We start from the raw sequence: 13,813 nt of genomic DNA on the forward strand, positions 1-13,813 counted from the left end.
GTCCGGCTCGACCGCCTCCCGGCCGCACCCCCGGCCCGGCTCGCCCGCTTCCCGCCCCGCCCCCGCCCCGCGCCCCGGCTCCGGCGCCCCACGGCTCACCTCCGCCCCACCCGCACCTGCTCTCCGGCCCCGCCCGCCCCCGGCCCCCCGCCCGCTTCCCGGGTCCCTCCCGGCACTTTCTCGTGGCCTCACGCGTTCTCGTAGGGAAGGGTGTGCACCGGGGAGCGGTGTGCTTCGCGGCGGTGGACCTCCCGGCCGGATGGGGTCCTCCTTTACGATGGCCGTTGCGGCGGGGCCTGCCCCTTGGAAAAATGCCGCGCCCGCGCACCCTCCCCCTGCCTGCGGCGGGGGGTACCCCCAGCGCCAGGCCCGACCGGCAAGGAGACCAGCCCAAGTGTCCGTCTTCAACAAGCTCATGCGTGCAGGCGAAGGAAAGATCCTGCGCAAACTGCACCGCATCGCGGGCCAGGTCAACTCCATCGAGGAGGACTTCGCGGCCCTCTCCGACGCCGAGCTGCGGGCGCTCACCGACGAGTACAAGCAGCGGTTCGCGGACGGCGAAACCCTGGACGACCTGCTGCCCGAGGCGTTCGCGACGGTCCGTGAGGCCGCCAAGCGGGTGCTCGGCCAGCGCCCCTACGACGTCCAGCTGATGGGCGGCGCGGCCCTCCACATGGGGTACGTCGCCGAGATGAAGACCGGTGAGGGCAAGACCTTGGTCGGCACCCTCCCCGCGTATCTGAACGCGCTGTCCGGCGAGGGCGTCCACCTGATCACGGTCAACGACTACCTGGCCGAGCGCGACTCCGAGATGATGGGCCGGGTCCACAAGTTCCTCGGGCTCACGGTCGGTTGCATTCTGGCCAACATGACGCCCGCCGAACGGCGCGAACAGTACAACCGGGACATCACGTACGGAACGAACAACGAGTTCGGTTTCGACTACCTGCGCGACAACATGGCCTGGTCGAAGGACGAGCTGGTCCAGCGCGGCCACAACTTCGCCATCGTCGACGAGGTCGACTCCATCCTGGTCGACGAGGCCCGTACGCCGCTGATCATCTCGGGCCCGGCGGACTCGGCCACCAAGTGGTACGGCGACTTCGCGAAGTTGGTCAAGCGCCTGAAGAAGGGCGAGCCCGCCAATCCGCAGCGTGGCATCGAGGAGACCGGCGACTACGACATCGACGAGAAGAAGCGCACGGTCGGCATCCACGAGTCGGGCGTCAGCAAGGTCGAGGACTGGCTCGGCATCGACAACCTGTACGAGTCGGTCAACACGCCGCTGGTCGGGTACCTGAACAACGCGATCAAGGCCAAGGAGCTGTTCAAGCTCGACAAGGACTACGTCGTCATCGACGGCGAGGTCATGATCGTCGACGAGCACACCGGCCGTATCCTCGCCGGCCGCCGCTACAACGAGGGCATGCACCAGGCCATCGAGGCGAAGGAAGGGGTGGAGATCAAGGACGAGAACCAGACGCTCGCCACCATCACCCTGCAGAACTTCTTCCGCCTCTACAACAAGCTCTCCGGCATGACCGGTACGGCCATGACCGAGGCCGCCGAGTTCCACCAGATCTACAAGCTGGGCGTCGTCCCGATCCCGACGAACCGCCCGATGGTCCGCAAGGACCAGGCCGACCTGATCTACCGCACCGAGGTCGCCAAGTTCGCCGCGGTCGTCGAGGACATCGTCGACAAGCACGAGAAGGGCCAGCCGATCCTGGTCGGCACGACCTCCGTGGAGAAGTCCGAGTACCTCTCCCAGCAGCTCAACAAGCGCGGCGTGCGCCACGAGGTCCTCAACGCCAAGCAGCACGACCGGGAGGCGTCCATCGTCGCCCAGGCCGGCCGCAAGGGCTCCGTCACGGTCGCCACGAACATGGCCGGCCGCGGTACGGACATCAAGCTGGGCGGCAACCCGGACGACCTCGCCGAGGCCGAGCTGCGCAGCCAGGGCCTGGACCCGGTCGAGCACGTCGAGGAGTGGGCGGCCGCGCTGCCCGCCGCCCTGGAGAAGGCCGAGGCCGCGGTCGAGGCGGAGTTCGAAGAGGTCAAGAGCCTCGGCGGGCTGTACGTCCTGGGCACCGAGCGGCACGAGTCGCGGCGGATCGACAACCAGCTGCGCGGCCGCTCCGGCCGGCAGGGCGACCCGGGCGAGTCCCGCTTCTACCTCTCCCTCGGCGACGACCTGATGCGCCTGTTCAAGGCCCAGATGGTCGAGCGGGTCATGGCGATGGCCAACGTCCCCGACGACGTGCCGATCGAGAACAAGATGGTGACGCGCGCCATCGCGTCCGCGCAGTCGCAGGTCGAGCAGCAGAACTTCGAGACCCGTAAGAACGTCCTGAAGTACGACGAGGTCCTCAACCGCCAGCGCGAGGTCATCTACGGCGAGCGCCGCCGCGTCCTGGAGGGCGAGGACCTCCAGGAGCAGGTCAAGCACTTCATGGACGACACCATCGACGCCTACATCCAGGCGGAGACGGTCGAGGGCTTCGCCGAGGAGTGGGACCTGGACCGCCTGTGGGGCGCGTTCAAGCAGCTCTACCCGGTCAAGGTGACGGTCGAGGAGCTGGAGGAGGAGGCCGGTGACCGCGCCGGCATCACCTCCGACTTCATCGCGGAGGCCGTCAAGGAGGACATCCACCAGCAGTACGCGGCCCGTGAGGAGCAGCTCGGCTCGGACATCATGCGCGAGCTGGAGCGCCGCGTGGTGCTGTCCGTCCTGGACCGCAAGTGGCGCGAGCACCTCTACGAGATGGACTACCTCCAGGAGGGCATCGGCCTCCGCGCGATGGCCCAGAAGGACCCGCTGGTCGAGTACCAGCGCGAGGGCTTCGACATGTTCACCGCGATGATGGAGGGCATCAAGGAGGAGTCCGTCGGCTACCTGTTCAACCTGGAGGTCCAGGTCGAGCAGCAGGTCGAGGAGGTCCCGGTGGCCGACGCCGAGGAGAAGACCTCGCTGGACAAGGACGCCCAGGACGCCGTGCCCGCCGGGGCCGGTGCCGGACGGCCGGAGATCCACGCGAAGGGCCTGGAGGCGCCGCAGCGCCCGGACCGGCTGCACTTCTCCGCGCCGACCGTGGACGGCGAGGGAGGTGTCGTCGAGGGTGACTTCACCAGCGAGGACACGGCCCCGGCCCGTTCGGAGTCGGACGGCCTGACGCGCGCGGAGCGCCGCAAGGCCCAGAAGAGCGGCGGACGCCGCCGCAAGAAGTGACACCCGCCGGGGTCTGAGACCCGGTACGGGTGAGGCCGGGGCGCCGCAGCGGGAAGCTGCGGCGCCCCGGTTCTTTGCGTACGGGGGCGCCGGGGCCGGGCGCTCACCACACACGGGTGCTCGGGCCGATGTCGACGGCGGCGCAGCGCCACCGGGCGTCGCCGCCCAGTTCCAGGCGGAAGGCGAGGGCGCGCAGCCGCTCGCCGGAGGCGATGCGGGCGAACGCTTCGATGACGTCCGGGCGCGGCAGGCACAGACCGCAGTGGGCCACCGACGGGGCCGGTGCGTAGCGGCCCGCCCCGGTGCCTGTGGGACGCAGGGGCGCTTGGGGGGCCAGTTCGACGAGGCGGTCGTACGCGGCGGGCAGGGCGTGCCCCAGGAGGGCGTGTACGGGGCGGCGGCCGCTCAGGGTCAGGAGCAGCTGCTCGGCGAACCAGTCGTGCGGATCGGGGCGGGCAGGACGGCGCCGTACGGCCCGGGTGGGGGACGTGCGGGGACCGGCCGGGCGCCGGGAGTCACGGCGGCCGGGTGGCCGTCCGGGCGGCCCGGTGCGGGGGCGGCCCGGCCCCGCGGCGGGCGGAACCCTGGTGGAGCGGGTGCGGGCGGGTGGGAGGGCGTCGGTGTGGGTGGTGAGCATGAGGGCCCCCGTTCGGCCGGTCCGGTGGATACCGGGCAGTAGCTTCGGTGGGGTTCTTCTACCGGCGGGGAATCGGCGGCGGCAAGGGCCGCCGGCCGGGCCGGGCGGACGGCCGAGAATTCACCCATCAGGGTGAGAGCGGGCGGATGTGCGGGCGCGAGACGGCTCACGGCCCGCCGGGGGCGGTGCCGGGGCGGAGGAGCGGGAGCACGAAGGGGGACTCCGGCCCGTATCTCACGCCGTACCCCGCGCCCGTATGCTGGCCGGACAGATTTTTCGGAACCGGCGATGTGAGCGGAAGCGGCAGCCATGCGCGTGTATGTCCCCCTGACCCTGCCCGGACTCGCGGCGGCGCACGAGGCCGGGGAGCTGGGCCCCGGCCCGCTGGACGCCTACGCCGTCACGCCCGCGCTGCGCGAGTGGTACGTCTCCGACGACGTCGAGGAACTGGAGTACGCGGCGCTCAACCGGGCCGCGCAGGGCTCACTGCGCCGGCTCGCGGCCGACCCGGACGCCCCGCGGCGCCGGGTCGTGGTGGCCGTGGACGTACCGGACCGCGCGGCCGTCGCCGACCCCGGCCGGGGCCTGGACCAGGCGGCGCTGGGCGAGGTCCGGATCGCCGGGCCGGTGCCGATGGCGAAGGCCGCGGCGGTGCACGTGGACTCCGACGACGCGGTCCAGGACGTCACGGCCGCCGCCGGTGCGCTGGGCGCCGCGGACCTCGGCGACGAGGACGCGCGGTTCACGGTGGACGGCGCGGAGGACCACGAGCTGATGTGGTTCGGCGTGCAGGAGATCCCGAACCTGATCGCCTGACCGCCCGCGCGCCCCGTGGTGCCGCTGGTCCAGGACTGGGCTGTCAGTGGTCATGGGTACCGTCTTGGCATGGGGACGCACGCGACGCACATCGTCTGGGACTGGAACGGCACGCTCTTTCACGACACCGAAGCGGTGATGGGCGCGACCAACGCCGCCTTCGCCGAGCTCGGACTGCCCCCGATCACCCTCGACCGTTACCGGGAGCTGTACTGCGTCCCGATCCCCCGGTTCTACGAGCGGCTGCTGGGGCGGCTGCCGACCGACGCGGAGTGGCTGGTCATGGACGAGGCGTTCCATCGGCACTACGCCGCCCACCGGCCCGCGTGCGGCCTCACCGAGGGCGCCGAGCTGCTGCTGGAGAGCTGGCAGCTGGCGGGCCGCAGCCAGTCGATCCTGAGCATGTACGGCCATGACGAGCTGACGCCGCTGGTGCGGGGCTTCGGCATCGAGGCGCGTTTCCTGCGCGTGGACGGCCGTACGGGGCCTTCCGGCGGGAGCAAGAGCGAACACATGGTGCGCCACCTCGCGGCCCTGACCACCGGGCCTGCCGGGAACGGGAACGGGAACAGCACGGCGGGACGCGGCGGCGCGGCGGGGCGCATAGACCCGGGCCGTACGGTCGTGATCGGTGACGCGGTGGACGACGCGGTGGCCGCACGGCACGCGGGCGCCCACGCCGTGCTCTACACCGGCGGGTCACACAGCCGGGCCAGCCTGGCGGCCGCCGGAGTGCCGGTGGTGGACACCCTGGCGGAGGCCGTGGAGCTGGCGGAGGAGATAGCCGCGTAAAGCGGAGGCAGGCGCCCCGGTGCCGCCCCGGACACGGCCCCCCGGAAGCTCACGCCCCGCACGGCACCGCCCCCGCGACCTCAGGTCACCGGTGCCTTGGCCCGCAGCACCGCGATGAACTCGCGCATCCACCCGGAGTGGTCCGGCCAGGCGCGGGAGGAGACCAGAGTGCCGTCCACGACGACCTCGGCGTCCCGGAAGGCGGCCCCGGCGGCCTGCATGTCCATTTCGAGGGCGGGGTAGGCGGTGACCCGGCGCCCGTTGAGGCCCCCGATCGCGGCGGTCAGCAGCGGACCGTGGCAGATCTGGGCGACGGGCTTGTCCGCGTCGAAGAAGGACTTCACGAGTTTGCGCAGCTCGGGATCGTTGCGCAGATATTCGGGCGCCCGCCCGCCGGGCACCACGAGCGCCGCGTACTGCCCCGGGTCGACCTCGGAGAAGGCCAGGTCGGCGGGCCAGGTGTAGCCGGGTTTCTCGGTGTAGGTGTCGAACCCCGGTTCGAAGTCGTGCACGACCAGCCGCAGTGTCTTACGGGCGGGGGCGGCGACATGCACGTCGTAGCCCTCCTCGCGCAGCCGCTGGTAGGGGTAGAGGACCTCCAGGGACTCCGCAGCGTCGCCGGTCACGATCAGGATCTTGGCGGCCATGCCGTCCACCTCCGCTCGGGTCGCGCACCACGCGCGGACGTGCCGTTCGTCACATCCGTGCGCCCGTGGTCCGTTCCTCGGTGTCCCGCTCAACGTCCTCCGGATCGCCGTCCTTGCCAAGCCCCCGCGGGATACCGTGGGATTCCAGGGATGCGGCGCACCTACCCGTCGCTGTCCGGATCGTCAAATTTCGGCTAGTGGTTTTGTACACAGCTGGACCATGACGGCACCCCGGCCGGGAGCGATAGCCTTGCATCGTGATCAGCGCGATAACCCGCGAGGGCATCGAGGCCCTCGTCGTGCGCCCGGGACAGCACAGTGACCGGGCGGCCGCTGACCGTTGCGATCAGGACCGGAAACCGACCCCGACCGGGTCGGTGCCGAGCGGTCCGGCCATCGCTCATCGCGGCACGGCGTCGTCCCCGACCGGACACTTCCCCGCGTTGCGGCGGTGGAACCCTCACCGGCCGGACCGGCGTCGTGCAGCTTCCACGGAGTTCATCCACAACGTCACGCAACGGCGCGCGACAGGAGCCAGAGGACATGCAGACCAAGCTGGACGAAGCCAAGACCGAGCTGCTCGCGCGGGCGGCCCGGGTCGCTGAAAGCAGCCCGGCCGGGGGACAGGCACCGGTGCAGGGTCTCGACCCGGACACCCTCCTGGGATACCTCCAGCGCTACTACCTGCACACCGCGCCGGAGGACCTGACCGGCCGCGACCCGGTGGACGTCTTCGGCGCCGCGCTCTCCCACTACCGGCTGGCCGAGAACCGGCCGCAGGGCACCGCGAACGTCCGGGTGCACACCCCGACGGTCGAGGAGAACGGCTGGACCTGCAGCCACTCCGTGGTCGAGGTCGTCACCGACGACATGCCCTTCCTGGTCGACTCGGTCACCAACGAGCTGTCGCGTCAGGGCCGCGGCATCCATGTGGTGATCCACCCGCAGGTGATCGTCCGCCGTGACGTGACCGGCAAGCTGATCGAGGTCCTCGACAACACGTGCGACGCGCACGGCCGGACCGGCAAGGACAAGGCGGGCCACGGCAAGGGCCGGGACCTGCCGCACGACGCGCTGATCGAGTCGTGGATCCACGTCGAGATCGACCGGGAGACGGACCGCGCCGACCTCAAGCAGATCACCGCCGATCTGCTGCGGGTGCTGTCCGACGTGCGGGAGGCCGTCGAGGACTGGGAGAAGATGCGCGACGCCGCGCTGCGCATCGCCGACGAGCTGCCCACCGAGCCGACCGCCGACGACCTGCGGGACCAGGAGGTCGAGGAGGCCCGCGAGCTGCTGCGCTGGCTGGCCGCCGACCACTTCACCTTCCTCGGCTTCCGCGAGTACGAGCTGACCTCGGTCCCCGGCGAGTCGGGCGCCGAGGAGGACGTGCTGACCGCCGTGGCGGGCACCGGCCTCGGCATCCTGCGCTCCGACCCGGCGCACAGCGAGGGCGACGACGGCCACCCCGTCTCCCCGTCGTTCAACCGGCTCCCCAAGGACGCCCGCGCCAAGGCCCGCGAGCACCGGCTGCTGATCCTGACCAAGGCCAACAGCCGCTCCACCGTGCACCGCCCCTCCTACCTCGACTACGTGGGCGTCAAGAAGTTCGACGCCCAGGGCAACGTCGTCGGCGAGCGCCGCTTCCTCGGCCTGTTCTCCTCGGCCGCGTACACCGAGTCCGTACGCCGGGTGCCGGTCATCCGCCGCAAGGTCGCCGAGGTGCTGGACGCCGCGGGCTTCACCGCCAACAGCCACGACGGCCGCGACCTGCTCCAGATCCTGGAGACCTACCCGCGCGACGAGCTGTTCCAGACGCGCGTCGACCAGCTCCAGTCCATCGTCACCAGCGTGCTGTACCTCCAGGAGCGCCGCCGGCTGCGGCTGTACCTGCGCCAGGACGAGTACGGGCGCTACTTCTCGGCGCTGGTCTACCTGCCGCGCGACCGCTACACCACCGGCGTACGGCTGCGCCTGATCGACATCCTCAAGGAGGAACTGGGCGGCACCAGCGTCGACTTCACCGCCTGGAACACCGAGTCGATCCTCTCCCGGCTGCACTTCGTCGTCCGGGTCGAGCCCGGCGCCGCCCTGCCGGACCTGACCGACGCCGACGCCGAGCGCATCGAGGCGCGGCTGGTCGAGGCCGCCCGCTCCTGGGCCGACGGTTTCGCCGAGGCGCTGACCGCCGAGGTCGGCGAGGAGCGCGCGGCCGAGCTGCTGCGCCGCTACAGCCACGCCTTCCCCGAGGGCTACAAGGCCGACAACCCGCCGCGCAGCGCGGTCGCCGACCTCCAGCACCTGGAGAAGCTGACGGCGAAGGGCGGCAAGGACTTCGAGGTCAGCCTGTACGAGCCGGTCGGCGCGGGCCCGGACGAGCGCCGTTTCAAGATCTACCGCACGGGTGAGCCGGTCTCCCTGTCCAAGGTCCTGCCGGTGCTGAACCGTCTCGGCGTCGAGGTCGTCGACGAGCGGCCGCACGAGCTGCGCTGCACCGACGGCGCCACCGCCTGGATCTACGACTTCGGGCTGCGCATCCCCGAGCGGATGAACGGCGACGACGCCCGCGAGCGGTTCCAGGACGCCTTCACGGCGGTGTGGACGGGCCGCGCGGAGAGCGACAACTTCAACAAGCTGGTGCTGCGGGCCGGCTTGAACTGGCGCCAGGCGATGGTGCTGCGGGCGTACGCCAAGTACCTGCGGCAGGCCGGTTCGACGTTCAGCCAGACGTACATGGAGGACACCCTCTCCAACAACGTCCACACCACCCGGCTGCTGGTCAGCCTCTTCGAGGCGCGGATGTCGCCGGAGCGGCAGCGAGCGGGCACCGAGCTGACCGACGGGCTGCTGGAGGAGCTGGACGGCGCTCTGGACCAGGTCGCGAGCCTGGACGAGGACCGCATCCTGCGGTCGTTCCTGACCGTCATCAAGGCGACGCTGCGCACCAACCACTACCAGAAGAACGGCGACGGGCAGCCGCACTCCTACCTGTCGATGAAGCTCGACCCGCAGGCCATCCCGGACCTGCCGGCACCTCGCCCGGCGTACGAGATCTGGGTGTACTCGCCGCGCGTCGAGGGTGTCCACCTGCGCTTCGGCAAGGTGGCACGCGGTGGTCTGCGCTGGTCGGACCGGCGTGAGGACTTCCGTACGGAGGTACTCGGCCTGGTCAAGGCGCAGATGGTGAAGAACACCGTCATCGTGCCGGTCGGCGCCAAGGGCGGATTCGTCGGCAAGCGGCTGCCGGACCCGTCGGTGGACCGCGACGCGTGGCTGGCGGAGGGCATCGCCTGCTACAAGACGTTCATCTCGGGGCTGCTGGACATCACCGACAATCTGGTCGGCGGTGAGGTCGTGCACCCCGCGGACGTCGTACGGCACGACGAGGACGACACCTACCTCGTCGTCGCGGCCGACAAGGGCACCGCGACGTTCTCCGACATCGCCAACGAGGTCGCCGAGTCGTACGGCTTCTGGCTCGGTGACGCGTTCGCGTCCGGCGGCAGCGCCGGGTACGACCACAAGGGCATGGGCATCACCGCCCGCGGCGCCTGGGAGTCGGTCAAGCGGCACTTCCGCGAGCTGGGCGTGGACACCCAGAGCGAGGACTTCACCGTCGTCGGCGTCGGCGACATGTCCGGTGACGTGTTCGGCAACGGCATGCTGCTCAGCGAGCACATCCGGCTGGTGGCCGCCTTCGACCACCGGCACATCTTCCTCGACCCGACGCCGGACGCGGCCACCTCGTACGCCGAGCGCCGCCGGCTGTTCGAGCTGCCGCGCTCCTCGTGGGCGGACTACGACACCAAGCTGCTGTCGCAGGGCGGCGGCATCCACCCCCGTACCGCCAAATCGATTCCGATCAACGCGCAGGTGCGGGCCGCCCTCGGCCTGGAGGCGGGCGTCAAGAAGATGACCCCCGCCGACCTGATGCGGGCGATCCTCGGCGCGCCGGTGGACCTGCTGTGGAACGGCGGCATCGGTACGTACGTGAAGGCGGCGGCGGAGTCGAACGCGGACGTGGGCGACAAGTCCAACGACGCGATCCGCGTCAACGGCGAGGACCTGCGGGTCAAGGTCGTCGGTGAGGGCGGCAACCTGGGGCTGACCCAGCTCGGCCGGATCGAGTTCGCCCAGAACGGCGGCAAGATCAATACCGATGCGATCGACAACAGCGCCGGTGTGGACACCTCCGACCACGAGGTGAACATCAAGATCCTGCTGAACGCGGTCGTCGCCGATGGCGACATGACGGTCAAGCAGCGCAACAAGCTGCTGGCCGCGATGACCGACGAGGTCGGCGCGCTGGTGCTGCGCAACAACTACGCGCAGAACATCGCGCTGTCCCTGGCCCAGGCGCAGTCCGCGAGCATGCTCTCCGCCCAGCAGCGCTTCATCCGCCGCCTGGAGCGCGACGGACACCTGGACCGGTCGCTGGAGTTCATGCCCAGCGACCGGCAGATCAAGGAACGGCTGAACGCCGGCCGCGGTCTGACCCAGCCCGAGACCGCCGTGCTCCTCGCCTACACGAAGATCACGGTCGCCGACGCGCTGATCCAGACCGGGCTGCCCGACGACCCGTACCTCCAGCACCTGCTGCACGCGTACTTCCCCAGCGCGCTGCGGGAGAAGTTCGCCGAGCAGATCGACGCGCACGCGCTGCGCCGCGAGATCGTCACGACCGTGATGGTCAACGACACCGTCAACTCCGGCGGTACGAGCTTCCTGCACCGGATGCGCGAGGAGACCGGCGCGGCCCTCGAAGAGGTCGTACGGGCGCACACCGCGGCCCGCGCGATCTTCGGGCTCGGCACGGTCTGGGACGCCGTCGAGGCACTGGACAACGCCGTCGCCGCCGACGTGCAGACCCGTATCCGGCTGCACTCCCGGCGCCTGGTGGAGCGCGGCACCCGCTGGCTCCTCAACAACCGCCCGCAGCCGCTGGAGCTCTCCGAGACCATCGACTTCTTCGCGGACCGGGTCGCCGAGGTCTGGGCCGAACTGCCCAAGCTGCTGTGCGGCAGCGACCTGGAATGGCACCAGCGCATCCTGGACGAGCTGGCCGAGGCCGGGGTCCCGGCGGAGCTGGCCACCCGGGTGGCCGGATTCTCCTCCGTCTTCCCCGCGCTGGACATCGTGGCCATCGCGGACCGCACCGGCAAGGCACCGCTGGACGTCGCCGAGGTCTACTACGACCTGGGCGACCGGCTGCGGATCAACCAGCTCCTGGACCGCATCCTGGAACTGCCGCGCAACGACCGGTGGCAGTCGATGGCCCGCGCCTCCATCCGTGAGGACCTGTTCGCCGCGCACGCGGCGCTGACCAACGACGTGCTGTCGGTGGGCAGCGACTCCGCGACGCCGGAGGAGCGGTTCAAGGCGTGGGAGGAGAAGAACGCCGCGATCCTCGGACGCGCGCGGACCACGCTGGAGGAGATCCACGGGTCGGAGGGCTTCGACCTGGCGAACCTCTCGGTCGCGATGCGGACGATGCGGACGCTGCTGCGTACGCACAGCTGACGCGCACCACGGTGTGCGAGCGGCGCGGTCCGGCACTTGCCGGGCCGCGCCGCCGTCGTTCTGGGCGCTCCGGCAGGGCGCCCTTGCCGCTCACGCCGCCCGCCGCGCTACCTGGCGCCCCGCTCGTACGCCGTCACGACCTCCTCCGTGGGGCCGTCCATGACCAGTTCGCCCTTCTCCAGCCACAGGACGCGGTCGCAGGTGTCGCGGATCGCCTTGTTGTTGTGGCTGACGAGGAAGACGGTGCCGGCTTCCGCGCGGAGTTCGCGGATACGGGCCTCGGAGCGCTTCTGGAAGGCGCGGTCGCCGGTGGCCAGCGCTTCGTCGATCATCAGGACGTCGTGGCTCTTCGCGGCGGCGATGGAGAAGCGCAGCCGGGCCGCCATGCCGGAGGAGTACGTGCGCATCGGCAGCGAGACGAAGTCGCCCTTCTCGTTGATGCCGGAGAAGTCGACGATGCCCGGGTAGCGGTCGCGGACCTCCGCGCGGGACATGCCCATGGCGAGCCCGCCGAGGACGACGTTGCGCTCGCCGGTCAGGTCGTTCATCAGGGCCGCGTTCACGCCCAGGAGTGACGGCTGGCCGTGCGTGCAGACGCGGCCGGCGGCGGGCGGCAGGAGCCCGGCGACGGCCCGCAGCAGCGTGGACTTCCCCGAGCCGTTGGAGCCGATCAGGCCGATCGCCTCACCCTTGTGGGCGACGAAGGTGACGCCTTTGACTGCGTGCACCTCACGGACGGCGGCACTCGGCCGGCGGCGGACGATCCGGTTCAGGGCGGCCGTCGCGCCGCCCTTGCCCGCGCTGCCGCCGTGCACCTTGTAGACGATGTGGACGTTGTCGCAGATGACGGTGGGGACGCGGTCGTCGGCGGGCGCGGGTGCGGGGGTGCGTGCGACGGGTGCGGGGGTGCGTTCGACGGTGGTGTCAGCCACGGCCGTACTCCTCCTCGGCCTTCCAGAAGAAGACGTATCCGGCGGCGCCGGCCAGCAGGGCCCAGCCGAGGGCCAGCGGCCACACGTGCGGCGGCAGGTCCTGGGCGCGCACCGTGTCGATCAGGGCGTACCGCATCAGGTCGATGTAGATCAGGGCGGGATTGCAGTTCAGGACCACCGAGACCAGGTGGGGCGCGCTGCTCGTGAACGTGGAGAGGTTGTAGAAGACGCCGGACACGTACATCCAGGTGCGCAGCACGAACGGCATCAGCTGCGCGGTGTCCGTGGTCTTCGCGCCGATCCGGGCCATGGCCAGCGCCAGGCCGGTGTTGAAGACCGACTGGAGCAGCAGGGCGGGGACCATCAGCAGCCAGTGCCACGTCACCGGTACGCCGCAGATCAGCACGATGGCCGCCAGCACACCCATGGAACAGATGAGCTGCTGGAGCTGGATGAGGGTGTGCGCGACGGGCAGCGCGGCGCGCGGGAAGTGCAGGGCGCGGACCAGGCCGATGCTGCCGGAGACGGCGCGGGTGCCGGCCAGGACCGTGGACTGGGTGAAGGTGAAGACGAAGATCCCGGTGCACAGGAACGGGATGAAGTTCGGGATGCCGCGGTTGGTGCGCAGCAGCATGCCGAAGATCAAGTAGTAGACGCCCGCGTTGAGCAGCGGGGTCAGCACCTGCCAGAGCTGGCCCAGCCGGGCCGTGGTGTACGTGGCGGTCAGCCGGGCGGTGGCGAAGGACGCGATGAAGTGGCGGCGCGCCCACAGGCGGCGGGTGTACTCCCGCAGCGGCGGGCGGGCGCCGCTGACGGTCAGTCCGTACTGCTCCGCCAGTGCTTGCAGGCCGGGGTCGGGCGGGGCGGCGGCCGGGACCGCGGGCGACGCCTCGGCGGGGCGGGCCGGTGGGGCGAGGGTCTGGGACATGCGGGCGGTCGCCTCCGGGTGGGAGAGGGAGGGACGAGGAGCGCCGGTGACGTTAGAACGCTCCCGTATCGTCGTGACGATGTCGAGCGTACGGCCGGCGTGCGTCGGGACGCAACCGTATCGTCGATACGTGACCGTTTCGTCGATACGTGACCGTATCGTCGACGCGTGACCGTATCGTCGACATGTGATCGCCTCGTCGGAACGCGGCCGTCCCGTCGTGCCGTAGCCGTTCCGTCGGAACGCAGCCGTCCCGTCGTGCCGTAGCCGTTCCGTCGGAACGTGTCCGTTCCGTCGGAACGCAGCCGTCCC

General features: G+C 70.8%; 8 protein-coding genes. 4 read left to right on the plus strand and 4 right to left on the minus strand.

Features of this window, described 5'->3' with window-relative positions:
* Positions 1-394: 394 nt before the first annotated feature.
* Positions 395-3,229, plus strand: a complete 2,835-nt coding sequence (gene secA, locus OEIGOIKO_RS25820; protein WP_125056014.1) for a preprotein translocase subunit SecA — start codon at positions 395-397, stop codon at positions 3,227-3,229.
* A 103-nt stretch (positions 3,230-3,332) separates the two neighbouring features.
* Here the strand turns inward: secA and OEIGOIKO_RS42180 are convergent, their stop codons facing one another.
* Positions 3,333-3,866 (minus strand): Rv3235 family protein, encoded by a 534-nt coding sequence (locus OEIGOIKO_RS42180; protein ID WP_174857219.1) that lies wholly within the window; start codon positions 3,864-3,866, stop codon positions 3,333-3,335.
* A 309-nt stretch (positions 3,867-4,175) separates the two neighbouring features.
* Here OEIGOIKO_RS42180 and OEIGOIKO_RS25835 point away from each other — a divergent pair, with 309 nt between their 5' ends.
* Together OEIGOIKO_RS25835 and OEIGOIKO_RS25840 are read left to right on the plus strand one after the other, a co-directional pair.
* Positions 4,176-4,682: a DUF6912 family protein gene (locus OEIGOIKO_RS25835; RefSeq protein WP_125056016.1), complete on the plus strand. Its 507-nt coding sequence runs from the start codon at positions 4,176-4,178 to the stop codon at positions 4,680-4,682.
* A gap of 69 nt (positions 4,683-4,751) precedes the next feature.
* Positions 4,752-5,474, plus strand: a complete 723-nt coding sequence (locus OEIGOIKO_RS25840) for an HAD family hydrolase (RefSeq protein ID WP_125056017.1) — start codon at positions 4,752-4,754, stop codon at positions 5,472-5,474.
* A gap of 80 nt (positions 5,475-5,554) precedes the next feature.
* Here OEIGOIKO_RS25840 and OEIGOIKO_RS25845 read toward each other — a convergent pair whose 3' ends face one another.
* The gene (locus OEIGOIKO_RS25845; protein WP_125046652.1) at positions 5,555-6,121 is read right to left on the minus strand and encodes a DJ-1/PfpI family protein; all 567 of its coding nucleotides are present in this window, start codon (positions 6,119-6,121) and stop codon (positions 5,555-5,557) included.
* 543 nt (positions 6,122-6,664) lie between these two features.
* Between OEIGOIKO_RS25845 and OEIGOIKO_RS25850 the strand changes: the two genes are divergently transcribed.
* Positions 6,665-11,641, plus strand: coding sequence for an NAD-glutamate dehydrogenase (locus OEIGOIKO_RS25850; protein ID WP_125056018.1), 4,977 nt, complete (start codon positions 6,665-6,667; stop codon positions 11,639-11,641).
* 107 nt (positions 11,642-11,748) lie between these two features.
* Here OEIGOIKO_RS25850 and OEIGOIKO_RS25855 read toward each other — a convergent pair whose 3' ends face one another.
* Positions 11,749-12,573, minus strand: a complete 825-nt coding sequence (locus OEIGOIKO_RS25855; RefSeq protein WP_125056019.1) for an ABC transporter ATP-binding protein — start codon at positions 12,571-12,573, stop codon at positions 11,749-11,751.
* The gene (locus tag OEIGOIKO_RS25860) at positions 12,566-13,501 is read right to left on the minus strand and encodes an ABC transporter permease (protein WP_125056020.1); all 936 of its coding nucleotides are present in this window, start codon (positions 13,499-13,501) and stop codon (positions 12,566-12,568) included. The genes OEIGOIKO_RS25855 and OEIGOIKO_RS25860 overlap by 8 nt, the downstream gene beginning before the upstream one ends.
* Between the last annotated feature and the right edge of the window lie 312 nt (positions 13,502-13,813).

Origin of the sequence: Streptomyces paromomycinus, from assembly GCF_003865155.1 — a bacterium.
Taxonomy (GTDB): domain Bacteria; phylum Actinomycetota; class Actinomycetes; order Streptomycetales; family Streptomycetaceae; genus Streptomyces; species Streptomyces chrestomyceticus.